Consider the following 23,260-nt stretch of genomic DNA (forward strand, 5'->3'; position numbering starts at 1 on the left):
GTGTTACTTAATGGCCTGAGCCGGAACCTGTGCAGCGCTGTTAAAGCTGATCTCGTTGATGGCGCTCCATTTGTTCACATCGGTGCCAAACGTATCCAGCTTGAAGAATTTCGCTTTCACGGCAGGGAAAGTGAATTTTTCACCGTCTTTGGCATTGTTGGAGGTCACCAAATTGTCGGCCAGTTTTTGCCAGGTTTTCCCGTCGGTGGAGTAGGAAACGGAGAACTTCAGTTTGCGCTCGTCCGCTTTGAAAGGAACCAGAACAAAGTTCTCAACCGACTGTTCTTTATCCAGTTCTAACTGAACCCAACTCTCACCATTTGCTGCCCAGCGGGTTTTTACGTCGCCATCGGCAATGTTGGCCGGTTTGTGGCCCTTGTCTGAATCATAAGCGGAAGCTGTCACCGCCGTTACTTGTACCGCGTAAGCGGAAAGAGAGAATAAGCCGCACAGGAGCGTCGTAGCCAGAGTGTATTTTTTCATATTATTCCTCGTAGATAACGGATAAACCATGCATGCCTGCAAACCAGAAACATGAAATGGAATGTCATTGTGATAAAAAAGAAACGAGGTTTTATTTATGACGATCACGTTGCGGGGATTTTTCTGTCAGGAAAAAAGGCAGAGCGGGATGGGGCGCACATTATGGCACCCGCCATGTCGCGAGGAGTATAGATAAAGGTGTTAGCCGAGCGGCAGCGCCATGAGAATGGCGTCTTCCCGGCCTTGTGCCGTGGGGTAATAATCCCGGCGCACGGAGACTTCGTTAAATCCCAGACTTTCATACAGCGCGATGGCGCGTGCGTTTGACTCGCGGACTTCTAGCCACAGCGTCAGAATTCCGCGTCGCTCCATTTCGTCGATCAGGTGTTCCAATAGCTGACGACCCAACCCCTGACGCTGATGATCGGGGTGCACCGCGATATTGAACAATGTCGCTTCATCCAGCACGACCTGCGTGATGGCGTACGCAGCAAGCTGCCCGCTATGTTCCAGTTTCAGGTTGAAATAACGCTCCCCCTGATTGCTGATAAACGTCTTTTCCGACCAGGGAAAAGCGTGGCTGACTTGTTCAATTTTAAAGGCTTGTGCCAGGTCAGCTGGCGTCAGAGAAGATATCGTGTTCATGTTCACAGATCTGTTGCCACAGCGCCCGTTTGGCGTCGGCATTTTGATAAAGTTCGGAAAGCAGAGGGCTGGAAAGCTGAACGCCCTGTAGCGCAATGGGTTCCGCGATGCCCAACCGCCAGCTATGGCAGCGTGCATCGGCGGGCAGCATCTCAATCTGCTGTGGCGTCAGGCGATAGGCTTGCGCAGGTGTCAGCGCCAGACTGTGCAGAACGTCGGTCAGCAGCGGTTCATCATCGGCCAGCGGCTCGGCGGAGACGATCACCAGACGCACCTGTTCGGGCAGACTGACGGCGATTTCGCCTTGCAGCACTGTCGGGCGACGCAGCGTCCACTGCGTAATCCCCAGTTGCTGTAGCAGCCTGTCACGTCTTGATTCCATGCGTTATCCTGTCTGGCGTGCGAGAAAATAATTCGTGCCTATGCTAACAAACCCCGTCAGGCTGCGCCAACGTCGATGCGGTTATTTCCTCTCCGCTCTGCAACTTCGGGGACGAAGCGTATATAATCCCCCGCTCAATGATTAAGGAGCCGTAGCCCGATGTCCGCATTAACCCCCGCCAGTGAAGTCATACTGCGCCATAGTGACGAATTTCTTTCACGCCGAGTTCTGTTTGCCGGTGATTTGCAGGATACCCTGCCCGCGCAATTTGAGGCGGCGTCAGTGCGTGTCCATTGCAACCAATATCACCACTGGCAACAGATGGCAAAGCCACTTGGGGATAACGCTCAATATAGTCTGGTCGCGGATGTGGCGCTGGTGGCGGATAGCGACACGCTGATTTATTACTGGCCGAAGAGCAAACAGGAAGCAGAATTCCAACTGCGTAACTTGCTGTCCCTGATGCCGGTCGGTGCGGAAATCTTCGTTGTTGGGGAAAACCGCAGCGGTGTGCGCAGTGCTGAACCCGTGCTGTCTGACTTCGTTGAGCTGGCAAAAATCGACAGTGCACGTCGCTGTGGGCTTTACCACGGTCGGATTGACAAGCAGGCCAGCTTCACGCTGGACGAGTGGTGGGACGAGTATGCGACGGACGACGTGACCGTCAAAACGCTTCCGGGCGTCTTCAGTCGTGATGACCTGGATCCGGGTAGCCGACTGCTGTTGTCTACGTTTGAGCCGCACATGAAAGGCAAAGTGCTGGATATCGCCTGTGGTGCAGGCGTGCTGGCATCGGTACTGGCGAAACAGTCGCCGAAAATCCGCCTGACGTTGAGCGATGTCAGCGCAGCCGCCGTTGAATCCAGCAAGGCAACGCTGGCGGCGAATGCGTTAGAAGGCAGCGTGATTGCGAGTAACGTCTACTCAGACATCGACGGTCGCTTCGATATGATCGTGTCTAATCCACCATTCCATGACGGCTTGCAGACTAGCCTGCAAGCCGCTGAAATGCTGATTCGCGGCGCGGTGACCCATTTATCGATTGGCGGACAGTTGCGCATCGTCGCTAACGCCTTCCTGCCTTATCCCGCGTTGTTAGATGCCGCCTTTGGTAGCCATAAAGTGCTGGCGCAGACTGGGCGCTTCAAGGTGTATCAGGCCATCGTGGGCCGTCCGCCGCGCAAAGGCACTAAAGGCCGTCGTCGGTAATTACTGGTACTTCCTTTTACTGATACTTCCTTTACCGATTTAGTGCCGCCATACTCTCCTTGCCGTAGCGTTCACCTGCTGCGGCATCGGGCGGGAAAATGGCATCAATGGCGGCCAGTTCCTCTTTCGTCAGCGTGACATCCAGCGCCGCGACGTTCTCTTCCAGATAGCGGCGGCGTTTAGTGCCCGGAATCGGCACGATATGTTCACCCTGTGCCAATACCCACGCCAGCGCCAGCTGTGATGGCGTAACCTGCTTTTCCTGCGCCAGTTGGTTGATTTTCTCTACCAACTGTAGATTTTTACCGAAATTTTCCCCCGAGAAGCGTGGATTGGTACGACGGAAATCGTCGGTGGCCAGGTCGTCCGGGCTGCGAATCGCGCCGGTCAGGAAACCACGCCCCAATGGGCTGTAAGGCACGAACCCGATACCCAGACGCTCGCAGGTGGGTAGAATCTCGGCTTCCATATCGCGGGTCCACAGTGAGTATTCGCTCTGTAACGCCGTAATAGGGTGCACGCGATGCGCACGTTCCAACGTGCTGACGGAGGCTTCACTCAGGCCGATGTAGCGAATCTTGCCTTCCTGAACCAGTTCAGCCAGCGTGCCGACCGTCTCTTCAATGGGAACGGTTGGATCGATGCGGTGCTGATAGTAAAGATCGATAACGTCGGTGCCGAGTCGCGTCAGGCTGCCTTCCACCGCGCGGCGGATGTAGTCCGGTTTACCGCAGACACCGCGTGCATTGGGGTTTTCCGGATCGCGTACGATGCCGAATTTGGTCGCCAGAAAGACCTGCTCACGCTTGCCTTTTATCGCTTTGCCGAGCAGCAGCTCGTTGGTGTGGGGGCCATACATGTCGGCGGTATCCAGCAGTGTGACGCCCAGCTCCAGTGCGCGATGCAACGTGGCAATGGATTCTTTTTCATCCTGCGCCGTGGAGTAGAAATCACTCATTCCCATGCAGCCCAGCCCAATAGCCGAAACCTGCGGGCCGTTCGCGCCTAATTTGCGTTGTTGCATTGTCATCTTCCTCATCTCGTTGGCAGTGAAAGCAGTCTGGTTGTTTATCCAACAAAGATAAATACCGCTTTTTATGCAACACTATTCAAAAATAACCAACAATGGTGGCGCGATGGATCACATTCAGGCGATGCGGGTTTTTGTGCGTATTGTCGAACTGGGTAGCTTCAGCCGTGCGGCGGAGCGACTGACGCTGCCACGCGCGACGGTGAGCAACACCATCAAACAGCTTGAAGCTCGGCTGGGAGTTCGTTTGCTGCAACGCACGACCCGTCAGGTGCAGATCACCGATGAAGGGCGCGTTTATTATGAACGCTGTCTGCAATTGCTCGCGGAAATTGAAGAGATCGACACGCTGTTCACGCAGCAAAAGCAGCAGCCGGTGGGTAAAGTGCGGGTGGATATGCCGCACTCGCTGGCGCGGGAAATCGTCGTTCCGGCGCTGGGCGAGTTCTACGCGCGCTATCCGCAGGTGACGCTGATGCTGAGCGCCAACGATGCGGCGATTAATGTACTGCGTGAAGGTGTCGACTGTGTGCTGCGCGCCTGGCAGACGGACGACGAAACGCTGGCGACCCGCCATTTGCCGTCAATGCCGCAGATGACTTGTGCGTCGGCCGACTATCTGGCGCGATACGGCGTGCCGCGTTCGCTTGATGAGTTATCGGGGCATCAGATGGTTGGCTATTTCTCTTTGCGTACCGAACACCGTTATCCGCTGGAATTCATGTCGGGTGATGAGTGCATTACGCGTATGTTGCCCGGTGCGTTGCAGGTTAACGGCACCGATGCCTACATCGCCAGCGCGCGTGCCGGGCTGGGGATTATTCAGGCACCGCGTCGCGGCCTACGCCCGTTTCTGGAAAGTGGGGAACTGGTGGAGATCCTGCCGGAAATGCCGCCGCCTGCGATGCCGCTTTACGTGATGTATGCGCCCGGTCGTTTTCTCGCGCCACGGATTCGGGTGTTTATAGAATGGCTCGATGAGCTCTTTACGCGCAACGCCGCAGCGAGATGGTGATTTTTGCAGCAAACCCCGCATTCCAGAGGAAATAATCATTGACGTGAACGCGAAAACCTCTAGAATTCGCCCCCGTAGTGATATTGCGTAAAGCAGTGTTGCGAAGGTGGCGGAATTGGTAGACGCGCTAGCTTCAGGTGTTAGTGTTCTTACGGACGTGAGGGTTCAAGTCCCTCTCTTCGCACCAACATCACTACAGCTGTTCTGGTTTGTCGAACCGAAGCAGTAAATCAATATCACGTAGTAAAAAATTGCATGACAGAGTTGCGAAGGTGGCGGAATTGGTAGACGCGCTAGCTTCAGGTGTTAGTGTTCTTACGGACGTGAGGGTTCAAGTCCCTCTCTTCGCACCATGTCGTGATAGATTTATTGTATAAGACAAACAACGTTCTCAGTGCGAAGGTGGCGGAATTGGTAGACGCGCTAGCTTCAGGTGTTAGTGTCCTTACGGACGTGAGGGTTCAAGTCCCTCTCTTCGCACCACAGACTCCCTCTGTACTTCCCTATTTATTCTCTCTTATCCCGTTTCTGGCTATGTCGTTTTCTTGCGATATTTACCATTCTGGGCTTGTGTACTATCCCTCGTTTATTGATCCATTTACTGATCAACGCACATTTACAGCGTCGTTAGATTAAACGTGACAGACAGCGCCGCCAAACCGCCAGCCAGCGCAATGCAGGATGGCAGCAGTAAATAGTGGCGTAAGCGTTGATGGAACAGCATGACAAGCGTCGCCAGCAGGGCGATGGCGATAATCACTTTTAGATGCGTCAGGTTCAGGTTGAGCAGTGCCAATAGCGGCATGATGGCACAAGGCAGCAGCACGCCCCACGCACTAGACAGATGCTTCCCCATACACCAACTCACACCCCATAGCCCGCAGGCTGTGATCATTGCTGTCAGCATTTTTCCACCCGTCAAAAATGATAATGATAACTAATATCATATAAGAATTTATATCAATTACTAGCTTTTTGACGAGCAGATGGTTGGAATTTTCTACCTAGGCGCGTTAATCGGGGTGTTGAGTGCTTAAATGCTGGCGTATCAGGTGGATCATATTCACGATAGCGGGCGATCGCTCATGTTTGCGCCAGATAGCCGCAATTTGTGTATGGATTTCGGGCATGCCGATATCATGATAGGTCACATTATCCGCCTTAATACAGGCGAGAGATTCCGGCACAAGCGTGATGCCGAAGCCTGCGGCGACCATCCCGATGGTGGCCATTAACTGCGGAGCAAATGGGCTGGGTCTAGGGCCATAGCCTGACAGATAGCAGGTGCGGATAATCATATCGTGCAGCCCCGGACACACCTCGCGCGGGAAAATAATCAGCGGCTCCTGACGCAGTTCGCTGAGTGAAACCTGCGCTTTATGGCTAAGCGCGTGTCCAGCGGGTAACACCAGCTTCATCGGCTCTTCGGCCAAAATTTCCCCATTAATCTCATCACTGAGATCGCAGGGTAGGCGCAGAAATGCGATGTCGATATTGCGTTCTTGCAGCGCCGTAATGAGCGCAGCGGGATTTTCCTCCTTTGGCAGCGGCTGAACGTGTGGATGCTGCTGACAGTAACGATGCAGCAGCGCAAGCACGGTCGGGTGGAACATAGCCGACGGCGAAAACCCCACGTTCAGGCTACCTTTCTCACCTCGCGCAATGCTTCTTGTCCGCGCGATTGCCGAATCGGTAAGCTGCAAAATCTGACGTGCATCCTCATACAGCGCCTGTCCCGCTTCCGTCATTTCTACGCCGCGCGTCAGGCGCTTGAACAGCGGTGTACCGATCTCCTGCTCGAATTTCTTGATCTGCTGGCTGAGAGGCGGCTGTGACATCCCCAGATTTTCTGCTGCACGCGTGAAATGCTTTGCTTGGGCAACGGCGACAAAATAGCGCAGATAACGTAGCTCCATTTACGTAACTCCATATGTTTCCGATCTTGAAATGACCTTTATTGCATATTGGAATTTTGTCCTCTTCCGCGTCAATCTTTATCTAAAGATTAGTAATGTTTAAGTAAGTGGTGCGGTGAGAAGGAAGGTATGAAAACGAATATCGGTGAGCAATCCTGTGAAGATGCCTTTGTCAGATACGCCTATGACTTTCGGCGACAGCATGCAGACAGCGTTATTTATCAAACCTCATTAATGAGTGGACTAATAAATGGCGTATACGAAGGTAGCCGAACGATGGCTGAATTACTGGAGCATGGCGACTTTGGATTAGGAACATTTAATAGTTTGGATGGGGAACTGGTTGCCTTGAATAGCCAGATTTTCCAGCTGTTATCCGACGGCAGCGCACGGGCGGCGAAGCCAGAGCAGAAAACGCCGTTTGCGGTCATGACGTTCTTTCGTCCGACAGAAACGATCCGTTTTGATCGCTGGACCTCGCGTGCAGACGTACATCGCCAGATCGATGAGATCGTGGGAACGGATAACCTGTTCTGTGCCCTGCGGATTGATGGGAATTTTCGCTGCGTTGAAACGCGTACTGTCCCACGACAGTGCCGACCTTATAAACCGATGCAGGAAGCAATTGAAGGGCAACCAACTTTTCATTTTGAACACCGTAGCGGCAGCGTTATTGGTTTTCGTAGTCCAGCTTACACTCAGGGAATTAATGTCGCGGGTTACCACGAACATTTCATTACTGACGATCGCCAGGGCGGCGGCCATATTCTGAATTATGACGTCGAACACGGCACGCTGATGTTTGGCGTGATTGCCAAACTGATCATCGATCTGCCTCAGGATCGGGAATTTCTCAATGCCGATCTGTCCTCAGAAAACCTCAACAGCGTCATCAAGTCAGTAGAGAGTTAGTCATTTCATCGGAGTCATGTCATGGAAAAGTCCACCGAACAGCAAAGCTGGCGTAGCGGAGCCGAGCTGATTGTAAAACACCTGGAAGCGCAGGGCGTGAAGCATATTTTTGGTATTCCCGGCGCAAAAATTGATCGCGTGTTTGATGAGCTGGAAGACTCAACGATCCAAACGATCCCCGTACGGCATGAGGCGAACGGCGCGTTTATGGCGGCGGCGATAGGGCGTCTCACAGGGAAAGCGGGGGTGACGCTGGTGACGTCCGGCCCCGGTTGTTCAAATTTAGTGACTGGGCTGGCAACGGCGACCGCAGAGGGAGATGCCGTTGTGGCGTTGGGCGGAGCGGTTAAGCGGGCAGATAAACTTAAGCTGACGCACCAGAGTCTGGACACCGTCAGCCTGTTTCAGCCGGTCAGTAAATTCAGTGCGGAAATTACGGCTTCTTCCGCCATATCGGAAGTGCTGGCGAATGCGTTCCGGGCGGCGGAGAGCGGGCGTCCGGGGGCGGCGTTTGTCAGCCTGCCGCAGGATATCGTCAATGAACCGGTTAGTAGCCCAGTGCTGGCGTGTCCGAATTTGCCGCTGCTAAACGGCGCACCACATAGCGACATTTCCGAAGCGGCCAAACGGCTGCGGCAGGCTAAAAATCCGGTGCTGCTGCTCGGATTAATGGCTAGCCAGCAGGAAAATGCACAGGCGCTGCGTCGTTTCCTTCACCATAGCAAACTCCCCGTGACCAGCACGTATCAGGCTGCTGGCGTGATCGATCAGCAGCAGTTCGATCACTTTGCTGGACGTGTCGGATTATTCAACAATCAGGCTGGCGATAAGCTACTGCAACAGGCGGATGTGATCGTGACCGTGGGCTACAGCCCGATTGAGTACGATCCGGTGTTATGGAATAGCGGCAAGGCGACGCTGATCCACATCGATGTGCTGCGGGCGGAGATCGACAGTGCTTATCGTCCCGATATCGAGCTGCTCGGGAATATCGCGATGACGGTGGACACGCTGAATACCTGCATCAGCGAGCCGTTTATCTTATCTGCTGATACACGGCTCGTATTGCAGGATCGTCAGCGCCAGCGTCACGATCTCAGTACGCGCGCGATCGACATGGCGGGGTTTGCGATCCATCCTCTGCGTCTGGTGCGGGCGATGCAGGATATCGTGAATGAGGATGTCACGCTGTGTGTGGATATGGGGAGTTTCCATATCTGGCTGGCGCGCTACCTGTATAGCTTCCGGGCGCGACAGATTTTGATGACCAACGGCCAGCAGACGATGGGCGTGGCGCTACCGTGGGCAATCGCCGCATCACTGGTGCAGCCTGGCAAAAAAGTGGTGTCTGTCTCCGGCGACGGCGGGTTTATGCAGTCCAGTATGGAGCTGGAAACGGCGGTGCGCCTGAAAAGCAATCTCCTGCATATCATCTGGGTGGATAACGGCTACAACATGGTCGAAATCCAGCAACGGCACAAATACCATCGTCCGGCGGGCGTGTCGTTTGGGCCGATTGACTTCAAAGCGTATGCGGAAGCATTCGGTGCGAAAGGGTTTGCGGTGGAATCCGCGGATGAACTGGTCAGCAAACTCCGTCAGGCGATGGACGTTGACGGCCCTGCCGTGATTGCGATCCCCGTTGATTATTCCGATAACCACTGGCTGATGGAGAATCTGAATATTAGTGTGCTGATTTAGTTTGTATAAATTTTGTGCCCGCTTATTTGTGCCCGCATAGTAACGATTGCGGGCACAAAACAGAGCCTTGCTATAATGCGTTAATAAATCGACTGATACAGTGCTTTAATCTCACCAATATTCGTATCGCGCGGGTTGCCGCCGGTACAAACATCGTCAAAGGCGGCCTGTGCCAGTGCGGGAATATCCTCTTCTCTTACCCCAACATTGCGCAGTCTCGGTGGAATATCTACATCGTGGGAAAGTTGCCGCACGGCGTTAATTGCGGCTTCCCGCGCTTGGGCTATCGGCATCTCTGCCGCGCCTTTTACCCCCATTGCCACGGCGATGTCCCGGAATTTTTCACCAGTATAATCCGCGTTGTAGGCCATGATATGCGGCAGCAGGATCGCGTTAGCAACGCCGTGCGGGGTGTTGTAAAACGCGCCAAGCGGATGCGCCATGCCGTGTACCAGCCCAAGCCCGACGTTCGAGAACCCCATGCCAGCGATGTATTGCCCCAGCGCCATCTCTTCCACGCCTTTTGGTTTCCCGGCGACGGAGTCGCGCAGTGAACGGCTGATAATTTCAATGGCCTTCAGGTGTAGCGTATCGGTCAGCTCCCAGGCAGCTTTAGTGGTGAAGCCTTCAATGGCGTGCGTCAGGGCGTCAATCCCCGTAGCGGCTTTCAGCGAGGCAGGCATGCTCATCATCATGTCGGGATCGACGATGGCGACAATCGGAATATCATGCGGATCGACACACACGAATTTGCGGCGTTTTTCTTCATCCGTGATGACGTAGTTGATAGTAACTTCTGCGGCCGTACCGGAGGTGGTCGGGATCGCGATAATCGGGACAGCAGGGCGTCGGGTGGCCGCAACGCCTTCCAGACTGCGGACATCGGCGAATTCAGGGTTATTGATAATAATCCCGATAGCCTTACAGGTATCCTGCGGTGAGCCGCCGCCAACCGCGATCAGGTAATCGGCCTGTGATGCCTTGAAGCGCTCGACGCCCCTTTCCACCACGGCGATGGTTGGGTTAGGAATCACTTCATCGTAGATATCGTAGGGTAAGCCTGCTGCATCCAGCTTCGCCGTGACGTTGGTCGCGACGCCAAATTTAACCAAATCCTTGTCTGTCACCAGCAGCGCTTTTTTGAACCCCCGACGTTTCACTTCATCGACGATGTGCGCAATCGCACCCGTGCCAAAGTAGGACGTTTCGTTAAGGATCATTCTGTTAGCCATCATCTATCTCCTAATCACGTTTGATTTTGATAAAGCGAAAAATACATGCTGCGCAATTCCTTGCTATTAGTGTGGGATAAATCGGTTATCAGCGCCTTCCGTCAGGTGCCATGTCATCTTGTTCGCTGGCACTGAGGTAAAGACGCCTGAGAAGCGGTTCACAGAATGCAGAGTGAGGAGGGAGTCAATCTGGGAGTCGTTGTTGGTTTTTGATTGAAAAAATCTAATTTAGGTTTGTTTTTATCATTATATTATCTAATCCGAACGGCGTTTTCAGCTGGGTGTCAATGCCTGCGTTAGCCAGTTTTAATGTCATTAATTTGTGGTTTTCTCTGATTTAAATAATTTACGTGCTTATTTTTGTCATTTATTAAGAATATTACGCTGCTTTGTTTTTTGTGGGCGGCTCGACTTTCTTTGTCTTCTATATAATTTATCTTATGTCTGAGAGAGTGGTTTAACCTGCGCGTCGGTGGTAAGTTCAGTCATAAGATATCGTTTGCGTAGTGTGTTTTATCGCCTAAACGCCATGCGCTGAAGAGGGATGAAGAATGGCAAAGCAGACCCCGTTGTACCAACAACATCTGGCCGATGGCGCCAAAATGGTGGATTTTCACGGCTGGATGATGCCGCTGCATTACGGTTCTCAGTTGGATGAGCACCACATTGTGCGTCGGGAAGCCGGCATTTTTGATGTCTCCCACATGACCATCGTCGATTTGCACGGCGCGAGAACGCGTGAATTCCTGCGCTATCTGCTGGCGAATGATGTCGCCAAACTCACACTGCCGGGCAAAGCACTTTATACCGGCATGCTGAATGCCTCCGGTGGCGTCATCGACGATCTGATCGTTTATTTTCTCACGGAAGACAATTTCCGACTGGTCGTGAACTCCGCGACCCGTGAAAAAGATCTCGCCTGGATCGGGCAGCACGCTGCACCGTTTGGGGTTGAAATCCGTGAGCGCGACGATCTGGCGCTGGTCGCGGTGCAAGGTCCGCAGGCGCAGGAAAAAGTGCAAGAAATCCTGAAGGCAAAAGGCCTGAGTGATGCCGACGTGGCAGCGGTCGCTAGCATGAAGCCATTTTTTGGCAAGCAGGCGGGTGACTTCTTCGTTGCCACGACAGGTTATACGGGCGAAGCCGGTTATGAAATCGCGCTGCCGAATGAGCAGATGGTCGATTTCTGGCAACAACTGCTGGCTGTTGGCGTGAAGCCATGCGGACTGGGCGCACGCGATACGCTGCGGCTGGAAGCGGGGATGAACCTGTACGGTCAGGATATGGATGAAGGCATTTCGCCGCTGGCGGCCAATATGGGCTGGACAATCGCCTGGCAGCCGGAGGATCGCGAGTTTATCGGGCGTGAGGCATTAACGCATCAGCGTGAAAAAGGGACCGATCAACTGGTTGGTTTAGTGCTGACGGAAAAAGGCGTATTGCGCAATGATTTACCTGTGCGCTTTACTGATAGTGATGGCGTGATGCGCGAAGGGGTCATCACCAGCGGATCGTTCTCGCCGACGCTTGGCGTGAGCATCGCGCTGGCGCGTGTTCCGGTGGGGATTGGTGAACAGGCGATTGTGCAGATTCGTCACCGCGAACTGCCTGTCCACGTGACCAAACCCGGCTTTGTCCGCGCCGGAAAAGCCATCGTTCAGTATTGAATAACTTCTTATGTCATACCCTAAATAATTCAGGTTGCAGGAAGGCGGCGACACAGTGAATCCCCAGGAGCTTACACAAGTAAGTGACTGGGGTGAGCGAGGAAAGCCAACGCACATGCAGCTTGAAGTATGACGGGTAGCGCACGGGATTAACGACTTTAGGAAAGGGGATGCAATGAGCAATGTACCAGTAGAATTAAAATACACCACGTCGCACGAATGGGTACTGCACGAGGGCAATGGTGTCTACAGCGTGGGCATTACCGAACACGCGCAGGAGCTTCTGGGTGATATGGTCTTTGTCGATTTACCCGAAGTGGGCACAGTCGTCGCCGCAGGCGATGACTGTGCGGTGGTAGAGTCTGTAAAAGCGGCGTCGGATATTTATGCGCCCATCAGCGGTGAGATCTTAGAAGTTAACGAAGATCTGGAAGGCTCCCCAGAGCTGGTCAACAGCGCGCCTTATACCGATGGTTGGCTGTTCCGCATCAGAATTTCTGATGAGTCTGATTTGGACGAACTGCTTGATGCCGAAGGCTATCAGGCGTCGCTAGAAGAAGACGAGTAGTTATCGCGCCCCCGGTTTTGCTGAACCGGGGGCGTTTTGTTTTATTCGCCCGCGTCATCTTTCAGCGCGGTAGCGATCACGATTGATGCAAGCACGATTAATGCAGGAAATTACTGTAATGACCCAGACACTCAGTCAACTCGAACATGACGGCGCGTTTATCGAGCGCCATATCGGTCCTTCCGTCAGCCAACAGCAGCACATGCTGTCGGTGGTCGGCGCGACGTCGCTGGATGCGCTGATCCGCCAGATTGTCCCGGTGGACATTCAATTGCCTAGCCCGCCAGCGGTGGGAGAGGCGGTGACGGAACATGAAGCGTTAGCTGAGCTGAAGGCCATTGCAGGACGCAATCAACGTTATAAAAGCTACATCGGCATGGGCTACAGCGCAGTGCTGATGCCGCCAGTGATTTTACGCAACGTGCTGGAAAACCCAGGCTGGTACACCGCCTATACGCCGTATCAGCCGGAAGTTTCTCAGGGGCGTCTTGAAGCGCTGCTGAATTTCCAGCAGGTCACACAGGATTTAACCGGATTGGATTTGGCCTCCGCGTCTCTGCTGGATGAAGCGACCGCTGCGGCGGAAGCGATGGCGATGGCGAAACGCATCAGTAAGCTCAAACAGGCCGAGCGTTTCTTCGTCGCCGACGACGTGCATCCGCAAACACTGGACGTCGTGCGTACCCGTGCAGAAACTTTCGGTTTTGAAATTGTCATCGGTAAGGCTGAAGAAGCGTTGAAAGACGATGCGGTGTTTGGCGTACTGCTGCAACAGGCGGGGACAACGGGCGAACTGCATGATTACAGCGACTTGATGGCCGCACTGAAAGCACGCAAGGTCGTCAGCTGCGTGGCGTCGGACATCATGGCGCTGGTGCTGTTGACCGCACCGGGCAAGCAGGGCGCGGATATCGTCTTCGGCTCCGCACAGCGCTTTGGCGTACCGATGGGCTACGGTGGGCCACACGCGGCGTTCTTCGTCTGCCGTGATGAACATAAACGTGCCATGCCGGGACGTATTATCGGCGTGTCGCGCGATGCTGCAGGTAATACCGCGCTGCGCATGGCGATGCAGACGCGTGAACAACACATTCGCCGCGAGAAGGCGAACTCCAATATTTGTACCTCGCAGGTGTTGTTGGCCAACATTGCGGGGATGTATGCGGTATTCCACGGGCCGGAAGGGCTTAAACGTATCGCAGGACGTATCCATCGTCTGACCGATATTCTGGCGGCGGGATTAACGCAGGGCGGGCTGCTGCTGCGCCATCGCAGCTGGTTCGACACGCTGACTATCGAAGTCGCGGACAAAGATGCGGTGCTGAGCCGGGCATTAAGTTTTGGCATCAACTTGCGCAGCGATCTGGCGAGTGCGGTAGGCATCACGCTGGATGAAGCGACCACGCGTGAAGATGTGCTGGCGCTGTTTGCCGTGCTGTTAGGTGACGATCACGGGTTGGATATCGATGCGCTTGATGCGGCCATCGGCCAGAAAGCGGCAACGATCCCTGCTGGGCTGGTGCGCCACGACGCGATCCTGTCGCATCCGGTGTTCAACCGCTATCACAGTGAAACCGAGATGATGCGCTACCTGCACCGTCTGGCGCGTAAGGATCTGGCGCTGAATCAGGCGATGATCCCGCTCGGTTCCTGTACCATGAAGCTCAACGCAGCGGCGGAAATGCTGCCGATTACCTGGCCGGAATTTGCCGAGCTGCATCCATTCTGTCCGACGGAACAGGCGCTGGGCTATCGTCAGATGATCGAACAGCTATCGGGCTGGCTGGTGCAATTGACGGGCTATGACGCGATTTGCATGCAGCCCAACTCAGGCGCGCAGGGTGAATACGCGGGGCTGCTGGCGATCCGTCGCTATCATGAAAGCCGCAATGAAGCTGGCCGCAATCTCTGTCTGATTCCTAGCTCCGCCCACGGTACGAACCCGGCATCGGCGCAGATGGCGGGGATGGATGTGGTGGTGGTCGCCTGTGACAAGCAGGGCAATATCGATCTGCACGATCTGCGTGAGAAAGCGCAGGCGGCGGGCGAACAGCTTTCCTGCATCATGGTGACCTATCCATCTACTCACGGCGTTTATGAAGAGACGATCCGTGAAGTGTGCCAGATCGTGCATCAATATGGCGGTCAGGTGTATCTGGACGGCGCGAACATGAATGCGCAGGTTGGCATCACGACGCCGGGCTACATTGGCGCAGACGTCTCGCACCTGAATTTGCATAAAACTTTCTGTATTCCACACGGCGGCGGCGGACCGGGCATGGGGCCGATTGGCGTGAAAGCGCATCTGGCACCGTTTGTACCGGGTCATCAGGTGGTAAAAATCGAGGGTGTGCTGACGGAACAAGGCGCGGTCTCTGCGGCACCGTTCGGCAGTGCGTCTATTCTGCCGATTAGCTGGATGTATATCCGCATGATGGGGGCGGAAGGGCTGAAACAGGCTAGCCAGATGGCGATCCTGAACGCCAACTACATCGCGACGCGCTTGCAGCAGGCGTATCCGGTTCTTTACACCGGCCGTGACGGTCGCGTGGCGCACGAATGTATTCTGGATATTCGTCCGCTTAAAGAGAGTACGGGTATCAGTGAGATGGATATCGCCAAACGTCTGATCGACTACGGTTTCCATGCGCCGACCATGTCATTCCCGGTAGCGGGCACGCTGATGGTGGAGCCAACGGAATCGGAAAGTCAGGTAGAGATCGAGCGCTTTGTTGACGCGATGCTGGCGATCCGTGCCGAAATCAACCGCGTTGCACAGGGCGAATGGCCGCTGGATGACAACCCGCTGGTCAACGCGCCGCACACGCAGGCGGAGCTGGTGGCCGACTGGGCGCACCCGTACAGCCGCGAGCTGGCAGTATTCCCAGCAGGCAGCGAACACAAATACTGGCCGAGCGTGAAGCGTCTGGACGATGTGTACGGCGACCGTAACCTGTTCTGCTCGTGTGTGCCGATGAGCGATTATGCGTAATTAACCGCGATCGTTGAGATGGTTACTGCCAGTGATGTGATAGGCGGACACTGAGTTATCGAATTAACGATAGTTTTCAGATACCGCCTTGTATCACCTAATCAGTTAGGCATAAGCAGTGGGTAGGGATAGCCCAAAATGGAGAAAAAATGAAAGTCAGACTTGCAGAACCTGATGAAGCAGAAGAATGTTGGGAGATCAGGAATCAGGCTATCCGCCATGGATGCAAGAGCAGCTATGAAGCGACAATTATTGCAGCATGGACACCAGAATCCATGCCGGAGGGATACAGGCGAGCTATTGCTACTAACCCGTTCTTTGTTGTTGTGGATTTAGATAACAGACCGGTTGCTACAGGCTTTCTCGATATTTCTTCTCGCAGTGTTGAGGCTATTTTTACCTTGCCTGAGTATGTTGGGAGAGGGTTGGCTGGAATGATTCTTGACGCTATAAAGAATGAAGCACGTGAACGTGATTATGAGCAATTAACATTATCCTCAACCCCTAATGCTCACTCTTTCTATCAAAAGCATGGTTTCCTGTTTCAGCAGGAAAGCTTGTATCAATCCACTCTTACTGGGAGTGAGATGCGCTGTATAGATATGGTTTTCAAATTATAGTATTGGCTGCTTTGCGGCTCGTAGGGTACTGGCTCATTGTTGTACTGAATTTAGCTCATCAACTTAGCCAGCGAATTATTTACTTTCGAAAACAAACTGTCATTAAACTGACGCCCCACTGACACGCTAGCGTTCTAGGGTAAGGCCTCTGTGTTTCACACTGAGCGACCTTTGAGTTATGCGTGCAAAATGCTTTCCCTATCTTGTGCTGTTGCCGACGCTGGTTTTTTTGCTTGCCTTCACCTATTTCCCCCTGTTGCGCTCGGTCATCGACAGCCTGTATGACACTCGGCTGAATGCCGATACACCGCTGTTCGTCGGGATAGATAATTTTGTGCGTTTGGTGCAGGACGCAGTGTTCTGGCAGGCGTTGCTGAACAACGTGCTGTATATCCTGATGACGGTGGTGCCCGGCGTGCTGCTGGCGCTGCTGCTGGCGGTGCTGTTGTGGGAAAACACGCGCGTTAACCGCTGGCTGCGTACTGCTTTCTTCTTTCCGATGATTATTCCGCTGGTGAGCGCCGCGACGCTGTGGCTGTTCATCTTTATGCCGGGGCTGGGGCTGCTGGATTACTATCTGGCGAAAGTGTTCGGCCCGATGAACAACAACTATCTCGGCATGAGCGATAGCGCGCTGGTGGCGGTGAGCATCATCGGTATCTGGAAATTTGCTGGCTACTACATGCTGTTTTTTCTCGCCGGTCTGCAAGCCGTTTCAGCCTCTGCACGCGAGGCGGCGCTGATGGAAGGGGCTTCACGGCGTCAGGTGTTTTTCTACGTCACGCTGCCGCTGCTGCGACCAACCATCGCCTTTGTGGTCACCATCGCTTTTATCTACGCCATTACCCAGATCGACCATGTCGCCGTGATGACGCGCGGCGGGCCGAATAATGCGACGACCGTGCTGCTCTATTACATCCAGGATCTGGCGAATGACACGCACGATCTGGGCAAAGCCTCTGCGGCCACCTTCCTGACGCTGGCGATGCTGTTCGCCTTTTCCATTATGAATCTGAAAGTGCTGGAGAAAGGGGCGCACTATGAACGTTGAAAATACGAGCGTTGATCACCCGAATGTTGAGAACCTAAGCGTTGACGTTCGGCATGTTGCAAACCGCAGCGTTGCCAATCGCCATCCACTTCGCATCACGACGCGGTTCACGTTGCCGCTGCTGCTGATTTGCGCTGCGTTACTGTGGGTCAGTCCGTTTATCTGGATGCTGTCTTCTTCCGTCAGCACCAGCAGTTTTGGCGTGGACATGGCCTCGCTGCTGCCGCGTCTCCCGCTGACGCTCGATAACTTCCGCGACGCGTGGGACAGCGCCGACTGGTTACGGCTTTACACCAACACGCTTTTCTTTGCGGTCGGCACGTTTCTGGTACAACTGGTGACGATCACCACGGCGGGCTACATCTTTGCCTATCACGAGTTCCGCGGTAAAACGCTGCTGTTCTACCTGCTACTGATTCAGATGATGATCATGCCCGTCGTCATGATGGTGCCGAACATGATGACGCTCAAACAGCTTGGCCTGCTCAATACCCTGACCGGCGTGATGATGCCGTATTTTGCCTCGGCATTTGGCGTATTCCTGATGCGTCAGGCGTTTCTCAATATCGCCAAAGAGATTGAAGAAGCCGCGTTGATGGAAGGCTGTCGCTGGTGGCAGGTGGTGTTTCACGTCCTGATCCCGATGACCTGGCCGTCGATTCTGGCTTTTGCCACGGTCAGCATTACCTACCACTGGAACGAATATCTCTGGCCGCTGATGGTGCTCAACGACCCTGACAAACAGGTGCTGACCATTGGGCTGGTGTCGTTCGCCATGGGCGCGGAGTCCGGCGGGCAGTGGGGATTGATCTGCGCGGGCACGCTGCTGGTGTGCCTGCCGTTGATGGTGGCTTTTGTGGTGTTCCAGAAGCAGTTCCTGAGCAGCTTCGGCTTCTCGGGTATTAAGTGAATTGCTAATGGGTTAATTCGGGTCAATTAAATCTGGTTTTTAGGAGAAACTCGGGGATGAGGTTCCCGTAGGATGCCTCGCCCCGTGGTCACTCCGTGTATCTCGATCCTTAAACGATCGGCGTTCGCCAACGGGCGAAATAACGATAGAGGTGGTGGTTATGTTGCTGGCACAAATTTCCGATCTGCATTTTCGCAGTGAGGGGCGCAAGCTCTATGAATTTATTGATATTAACGGAGAAAACGCCAAGGTCATTAACCAGCTAAACGCGCTGAGTGAGCGGCCGGACGCGGTGGTGATTAGCGGCGACATCGTCAACTGCGGAAGCCCGCAGGAGTATCAGGTGGCACAGCGCGTATTGCAGATGCTGGATTACCCGATGTATGTGATTCCAGGCAATCATGATGATAAGCAGCATTTCCTCAACGCGATGCGCCCGCTTTGCCCACAATTGGGCGATGATCCAGAGAACATCCGCTATGCGGTGGATGACTTCCCGATGCGCCTGCTGTTCATCGACACCAGTCTGGCTGGGCAGGCGAAAGGCTGGCTGACGCCGTCCACGCTGGGCTGGCTGGAGCAGCAATTGCAGGATCACTCAACGCGCGAAACGGCGATCTTCATGCATCATCCACCGCTCCCGCTGGGATCGGCGCATATGGATCGGATCGCCTGCGAAAACGGAAGTGAGCTGCTGACGCTGATCGAGCGTTTCCCGCAGCTTACGCGGATCTTCTGTGGACATACGCACCGCCTGATTATGACGCAGCATCGGCAGGCGATTATTGCCACCGTGCCGGGTACCGTCCATCAGGTGCCGTATTTCTACTATGACGATACGTCGTACTACAACCTGGAACCCGCCAGCGTTGTCATGCACCGCTACGTGCCAGTCACGGGGCTGGTGAGCTACAGCCAGTCGATCACCTCGTACCCTGGACCTTACCTCTACGATCCGCGTATCAGCTGTCCGGTGGATGCGTAATGGCCGTGATTCAGTTACGTAATATCAGTAAACGCTTTGAGCACATGCAGGCGCTGGCGTCGCTGTCGCTGGATATCGCTGACGGTGAGTTTCTGGTGCTGGTCGGGCCGTCTGGCTGCGGCAAAAGTACGCTGCTGCGTATGTTGGCCGGTCTGGAAGACGTGAGCGATGGGCAAATCCTGCTGGGTGACGACGACATTACGACGTGGAGCCCGAAGCAGCGCAATTTCTCGATGATCTTCCAGAACTACGCGTTGTTTCCGCACCTGACGGTCGAGCAGAACATCACTTTCGGGATGCGGATGCGCGGTGAGCCGAAGGCGGAATACCCACAGCGCGTGCAGCGCGTTGCCAGCCTGCTCCAGCTTGAGCCACTCTTGAAACGCAAGCCGGGGAAACTGTCCGGCGGTCAGCGGCAGCGCGTAGCAATGGCGCGGGCGATCGTACGCGATCCGCGCTTGTTTTTAATGGATGAGCCTCTGTCGAATCTGGATGCTCGCCTGCGCAGCGACGTGCGGGATGGCATTATGGATCTGCATCGGCAGTTGAAAACAACCACCGTTTACGTCACGCACGATCAGATCGAGGCGATGACGATGGCGGACAGAATTGCTGTGCTGGATCGCGGCGTACTGCAACAGGTTGGCACGCCGGAACAGCTGTATTCTCACCCCGCGAATGTCTTTGTCGCCGGATTTATCGGCACGCCCGCGATGAATATGGTGACGCTGCCTTGTGCTGATGGGCAGGCATTTCTACAGGCATTGTCTGTGGCGCTGCCAACCAGTGAAGAAACGCGTTCATTAACCAGTGTGCTGCTCGGGATTCGCCCTGAGCATATTACCGAACACGCCGCGTCAGACGGCGACTTGTCATTGTCGGGAACGGTGAAGCAACGGGAGCTGTTTGGCGCGGAGTATCTGATTCATGTGGATACGCCGTTGGGAAATATTCGCTACCGTCGGCCAAATCGCGATGGCGTGCCGGATGTCGGCGCATCCATTGTGCTTCATTTTTCACCGCAGGATTGTCATTGGTTTTCCGGGCAAACCGCCCGTAATTTATCCCAGGAGAAAAGAAATGCGTAAGCCCCGTATGATGGCGCTGGCGATAGCCTTGCTGATGTCCGGCCCCGTGCTGGCGAAAGAGAGTATCGATTTCATGTTTCCCGCGCCGGTTGATGGCAAGCTGACGATGGAAATGACGCGCATCATCAAGGAGTACAACCAATCGCAGGATCAGGTTGAAGTGCGCGGGATCTTCACCGGCAATTACGACACGACGAAAGTGAAAGCGGAAGCGGCCGCCAAAGCGGGCGATCCTCCGGCGCTGGTGATTATGTCGGCAAACTTCACTGCCGATCTGGTCATCAAAGATGAAATTCTGCCGATGGACGAGCTGTTCAAATACGGCAACGAAAAAGCCACGCCTTTCCTGACTAAAAATTTCTGGCCTGCACTGCATCAGAACGCGCAGGTGATGGGCGTAACTTACGCGATCCCGTTCCACAACTCGACGCCGATCCTTTATTACAACGAAGACATGCTGAAGAAGGCGGGCTTTAACGAACCGCCGAAAAACTGGGATGAAGTGATTGCGGTCGCGAAGAAGCTGACTGACCCGGCGAAAGGGCAGTGGGGCATCATGATTCCGTCCACGAACGACGACTACGGCGGCTGGATGTTGTCTGCGCTGACGCGTGCCAACGGCGGGGCGTATTACAACGCCGACTATCCGGGCGAAGTATATTACAACACCGCATCAACCAAAGGTGCGCTCCAGTTCTGGCGCGACTTAGTGTATCGCGACAAAGTGATGCCAGCCGGTGTCCTGAATTCCAAGCAGATCAGCGCCGCGTTTTTCTCCGGCAAGCTGGGCATGACGATGCTGAGTACCGGCGCGTTGGGCTTTATGCGCGAAAACACCAAAGATTTTCAGCTCGGTGTGGCGATGATGCCGGAAAAAGAGCGTCGTGGCGTGACCATCGGTGGGGCAAGTCTGGTGAGCTTCAAAGGGATTTCTGAAGATCAGAAGAAAGCGGCCTGGCAGTTTATGAACTATCTGGTCAGCCCAGAAGTGAGCGGAAACTGGAGTCGTTTTACCGGCTACTTCGCCCCGCGCATGGCGGCCTACGATCTGCCAGAAATGAAGGACTATCTGGCGAAAGATCCGCGTGCGGCCATTGCGCTGTCACAGCTGCAATATGCCCATCCGTGGTACGCCACCTATGAAACGGTCGCAGTACGCAAAGCGATGGAAAATCAGCTGGCGGCGCTGCTAAACGATCCGGCGAAAAAGGTCGATGACGCCGCCGCCGCTGCACAAAAAGAGGCGGATGGCATCATGAAGCCTTATGTGGATAAAACCGCGTTGCGAGACGTGAAATAGTAACATCGCGCCCCGTTGGTATTAAGCCAATGGGGCGGGGTGAGCGTTGAAAAACGGTTCTGAGCGATTTAGATCGTTAACAAACCTATTTGCAGAACGAAAACGGTGATAATGGGATAGAAGAGTAAAGCGTCCGCGCCAGGGATGGCGCGGCTCGAGCTTACAGGGATGTACTCGCAGCGTCTTTACGATCTACCCATTATCACCGCTCGACTCACCTTTAATGTGCAGCCTGAGAACTCATTCCCGCCGAGCTACGTGACGATGACAGCGTAAAGGCGGAAATTGCAGTAAAGGTAAGCGCGATGCCGCCCAGAATAAGGTAAGTCTGGTTGAAGCCGATACGGTCATACAGATTGCCCGCCGCGGAGGAGAGGAATATCGCCATAAACTGCTTGGCGAACTGGAAGCCCACTAGATAAATCGTGGCCGACAGGCGCGAATCAAAAGTATTGGCGATGTATTTGAAAATCCCGATAAGCAGCAGCGGTACTTCGAAGGCGTGCAGCATTTTCAGTATGATCACCTCCGTGATGGAGGTGGCACAGGCCGATCCCAAAATCCTGATCGACATAATCGTTCCCGCCACCAGAAGCGCATTTTTAGCGCCGATCCGGTTAATAAGCCACGGCGTACAGAACATCACCAGCGCATTCGCCGCTTCCCCGGCGGTGGTGACAAAACCAAAGATCTGGTTGCCCTGTTCCTGCGAGCTAAAGAATGATTTAAAGAAATTAGCGAATTGCTGATCGTAGACGTCATAAATACAGGCGACGCCGACCACGTACAGCACCAGCAGCCAGAACTGACGATTGGCCAGCAATCCTAACGCCAGCTTCACACTAAAAGGCGAGGCGTTGGCCCCGAGTGAATCCATGACGGCGGCGGTCGGGTTGCTTTCCGTCTTCGCCAGACACAGCAACACAATCAAGATAATTGCCGAGCCGGATCCCATCCAGAACACGATATCGGGGTTGATGTTAAACAACATGCCCGCCGTTGAAGCGCAAATTCCCCAGCCAAAACAGCCAAACATGCGCGCCTTGCCGTACTCAAAGTTGTGCTGTCGGCTGATGCGTTCGATGTAGGCTTCAATGGCTCCCGCTCCCGCGCTGAAAGAAAATCCGATATACAGGCCGCCGACTAAAGCACCCAGTATCACGTTGATTTTTAATAGCGGAGCGAAGACATACAGAAAGAAAGGGGCAAAAAAGAGCAACAGTACAGAGATCACCCATAGCAGGTGCTTCTTCATGCCCAGCTTATCGGACAGGATGCCGAGGAAAGGCTGAAACAGGATCGCGAACAACGACAGGAAGGAAAAAACGATGCCAGTATCGGTCTTGTTGAGCCCGATAACGTCCGCCAGCCAAATTGGCAAAAACGGAAAGCACGTCGCCATGATAAAGAAATAAAGAAAGAAGAACGCGCCGAAAATCCAGAAGTTACGGTTGTTTTTGTAGTAGCACGAGGTTGTAGGCATCTTACTTTCCCTCTAAAGGGTATACCCGTCATACTTCAAGTTGCAGGTGTGTTGGCTGCGCTTAAATACTC

21 protein-coding genes and 3 tRNA genes are annotated in these 23,260 nt (G+C 54.2%); 16 read left to right on the forward strand and 8 right to left on the reverse strand.

Going from position 1 to position 23,260, the window contains the following annotated elements:
* Positions 1-3 precede the first annotated feature (3 nt).
* The 3 genes from BJJ97_RS08655 to BJJ97_RS08665 all read right to left on the reverse strand — a co-directional run bounded on the left by BJJ97_RS08655 (position 4) and on the right by BJJ97_RS08665 (position 1,510).
* Complete coding sequence (locus BJJ97_RS08655; RefSeq protein ID WP_010279759.1) at positions 4-483, reverse strand: discoidin domain-containing protein; 480 nt, start codon at positions 481-483, stop codon at positions 4-6.
* 201 nt (positions 484-684) lie between these two features.
* Complete coding sequence (gene rimI, locus BJJ97_RS08660) at positions 685-1,128, reverse strand: ribosomal protein S18-alanine N-acetyltransferase (protein WP_095993663.1); 444 nt, start codon at positions 1,126-1,128, stop codon at positions 685-687.
* Positions 1,097-1,510: a DNA polymerase III subunit psi gene (locus tag BJJ97_RS08665; protein WP_095701592.1), complete on the reverse strand. Its 414-nt coding sequence runs from the start codon at positions 1,508-1,510 to the stop codon at positions 1,097-1,099. Before BJJ97_RS08665 ends, rimI begins: the two co-directional genes overlap by 32 nt.
* 159 nt (positions 1,511-1,669) lie before the next feature.
* Between BJJ97_RS08665 and rsmC the strand changes: the two genes are divergently transcribed.
* Positions 1,670-2,719, forward strand: coding sequence for a 16S rRNA (guanine(1207)-N(2))-methyltransferase RsmC (gene rsmC / locus BJJ97_RS08670; protein WP_095993664.1), 1,050 nt, complete (start codon positions 1,670-1,672; stop codon positions 2,717-2,719).
* A gap of 31 nt (positions 2,720-2,750) precedes the next feature.
* Here the strand turns inward: rsmC and BJJ97_RS08675 are convergent, their stop codons facing one another.
* A complete protein-coding gene (locus BJJ97_RS08675; protein ID WP_095993665.1) occupies positions 2,751-3,743 on the reverse strand; it encodes an aldo/keto reductase in 993 nt (330 codons plus the stop codon).
* A 112-nt stretch (positions 3,744-3,855) separates the two neighbouring features.
* Here BJJ97_RS08675 and BJJ97_RS08680 point away from each other — a divergent pair, with 112 nt between their 5' ends.
* The 4 genes from BJJ97_RS08680 (at position 3,856) to BJJ97_RS08695 (ending at position 5,247) form a co-directional block, all read left to right on the forward strand.
* Positions 3,856-4,764: a LysR family transcriptional regulator gene (locus BJJ97_RS08680; RefSeq protein WP_095702019.1), complete on the forward strand. Its 909-nt coding sequence runs from the start codon at positions 3,856-3,858 to the stop codon at positions 4,762-4,764.
* Positions 4,765-4,864: 100 nt separating this feature from the next.
* Positions 4,865-4,951 (forward strand) — tRNA-Leu (locus tag BJJ97_RS08685).
* A gap of 79 nt (positions 4,952-5,030) precedes the next feature.
* A tRNA-Leu gene (locus BJJ97_RS08690) sits at positions 5,031-5,117 on the forward strand.
* 43 nt (positions 5,118-5,160) lie between these two features.
* Positions 5,161-5,247: transfer RNA gene (locus BJJ97_RS08695), tRNA-Leu, on the forward strand.
* Between the two features lie 133 nt (positions 5,248-5,380).
* Here BJJ97_RS08695 and BJJ97_RS08700 read toward each other — a convergent pair.
* Both BJJ97_RS08700 and BJJ97_RS08705 read right to left on the reverse strand, forming a co-directional pair.
* Entirely contained in the window at positions 5,381-5,671 is a 291-nt protein-coding gene (locus BJJ97_RS08700; RefSeq protein WP_029369019.1) for a DUF1435 domain-containing protein, read from the reverse strand.
* Positions 5,672-5,777: 106 nt separating this feature from the next.
* Complete coding sequence (locus BJJ97_RS08705; protein ID WP_095701595.1) at positions 5,778-6,680, reverse strand: LysR family transcriptional regulator; 903 nt, start codon at positions 6,678-6,680, stop codon at positions 5,778-5,780.
* Between the two features lie 129 nt (positions 6,681-6,809).
* Here BJJ97_RS08705 and budA point away from each other — a divergent pair, with 129 nt between their 5' ends.
* Complete coding sequence (budA, locus tag BJJ97_RS08710; protein WP_095993666.1) at positions 6,810-7,592, forward strand: acetolactate decarboxylase; 783 nt, start codon at positions 6,810-6,812, stop codon at positions 7,590-7,592.
* Between the two features lie 21 nt (positions 7,593-7,613).
* Positions 7,614-9,293: an acetolactate synthase AlsS gene (gene alsS, locus BJJ97_RS08715; RefSeq protein WP_095993667.1), complete on the forward strand. Its 1,680-nt coding sequence runs from the start codon at positions 7,614-7,616 to the stop codon at positions 9,291-9,293.
* Positions 9,294-9,373: 80 nt separating this feature from the next.
* Here the strand turns inward: alsS and fucO are convergent, their stop codons facing one another.
* A complete protein-coding gene (gene fucO / locus BJJ97_RS08720; protein ID WP_095993668.1) occupies positions 9,374-10,525 on the reverse strand; it encodes a lactaldehyde reductase in 1,152 nt (383 codons plus the stop codon).
* A 551-nt stretch (positions 10,526-11,076) separates the two neighbouring features.
* Here fucO and gcvT point away from each other — a divergent pair.
* From gcvT to BJJ97_RS08765, 9 genes are all read left to right on the forward strand, one after another.
* Positions 11,077-12,192 carry a glycine cleavage system aminomethyltransferase GcvT gene (gene gcvT, locus BJJ97_RS08725; RefSeq protein WP_095993669.1) on the forward strand — a complete coding sequence of 372 codons (1,116 nt, stop codon included), beginning with the start codon at positions 11,077-11,079 and terminating at the stop codon, positions 12,190-12,192.
* A 175-nt stretch (positions 12,193-12,367) separates the two neighbouring features.
* Positions 12,368-12,760 carry a glycine cleavage system protein GcvH gene (gcvH, locus tag BJJ97_RS08730; protein WP_095701601.1) on the forward strand — a complete coding sequence of 131 codons (393 nt, stop codon included), beginning with the start codon at positions 12,368-12,370 and terminating at the stop codon, positions 12,758-12,760.
* A gap of 118 nt (positions 12,761-12,878) precedes the next feature.
* Positions 12,879-15,752: an aminomethyl-transferring glycine dehydrogenase gene (gcvP, locus tag BJJ97_RS08735; RefSeq protein WP_095993670.1), complete on the forward strand. Its 2,874-nt coding sequence runs from the start codon at positions 12,879-12,881 to the stop codon at positions 15,750-15,752.
* 149 nt (positions 15,753-15,901) lie between these two features.
* The gene (locus tag BJJ97_RS08740; RefSeq protein ID WP_095993671.1) at positions 15,902-16,372 is read left to right on the forward strand and encodes a GNAT family N-acetyltransferase; all 471 of its coding nucleotides are present in this window, start codon (positions 15,902-15,904) and stop codon (positions 16,370-16,372) included.
* A 178-nt stretch (positions 16,373-16,550) separates the two neighbouring features.
* Positions 16,551-17,423 (forward strand): carbohydrate ABC transporter permease, encoded by an 873-nt coding sequence (locus tag BJJ97_RS08745; protein WP_095993672.1) that lies wholly within the window; start codon positions 16,551-16,553, stop codon positions 17,421-17,423.
* The gene (locus tag BJJ97_RS08750; protein WP_095993673.1) at positions 17,413-18,333 is read left to right on the forward strand and encodes a carbohydrate ABC transporter permease; all 921 of its coding nucleotides are present in this window, start codon (positions 17,413-17,415) and stop codon (positions 18,331-18,333) included. Before BJJ97_RS08745 ends, BJJ97_RS08750 begins: the two co-directional genes overlap by 11 nt.
* A 160-nt stretch (positions 18,334-18,493) precedes the next feature.
* On the forward strand, positions 18,494-19,318 hold the full coding sequence (locus tag BJJ97_RS08755) for a phosphodiesterase (protein WP_095993674.1): 825 nt from the start codon (positions 18,494-18,496) through the stop codon (positions 19,316-19,318).
* Complete coding sequence (locus BJJ97_RS08760; protein ID WP_095993675.1) at positions 19,318-20,406, forward strand: ABC transporter ATP-binding protein; 1,089 nt, start codon at positions 19,318-19,320, stop codon at positions 20,404-20,406. The genes BJJ97_RS08755 and BJJ97_RS08760 overlap by 1 nt, the downstream gene beginning before the upstream one ends.
* On the forward strand, positions 20,399-21,706 hold the full coding sequence (locus BJJ97_RS08765) for an ABC transporter substrate-binding protein (protein WP_095993676.1): 1,308 nt from the start codon (positions 20,399-20,401) through the stop codon (positions 21,704-21,706). Before BJJ97_RS08760 ends, BJJ97_RS08765 begins: the two co-directional genes overlap by 8 nt.
* A 220-nt stretch (positions 21,707-21,926) precedes the next feature.
* On the opposite strand, the gene BJJ97_RS08770 is transcribed toward BJJ97_RS08765, so the two are convergent.
* Complete coding sequence (locus tag BJJ97_RS08770) at positions 21,927-23,189, reverse strand: MFS transporter (RefSeq protein WP_095993677.1); 1,263 nt, start codon at positions 23,187-23,189, stop codon at positions 21,927-21,929.
* Between the last annotated feature and the right edge of the window lie 71 nt (positions 23,190-23,260).

Origin of the sequence: Pectobacterium polaris (assembly GCF_002307355.1) — a bacterium.
Classification (GTDB): domain Bacteria; phylum Pseudomonadota; class Gammaproteobacteria; order Enterobacterales; family Enterobacteriaceae; genus Pectobacterium; species Pectobacterium polare.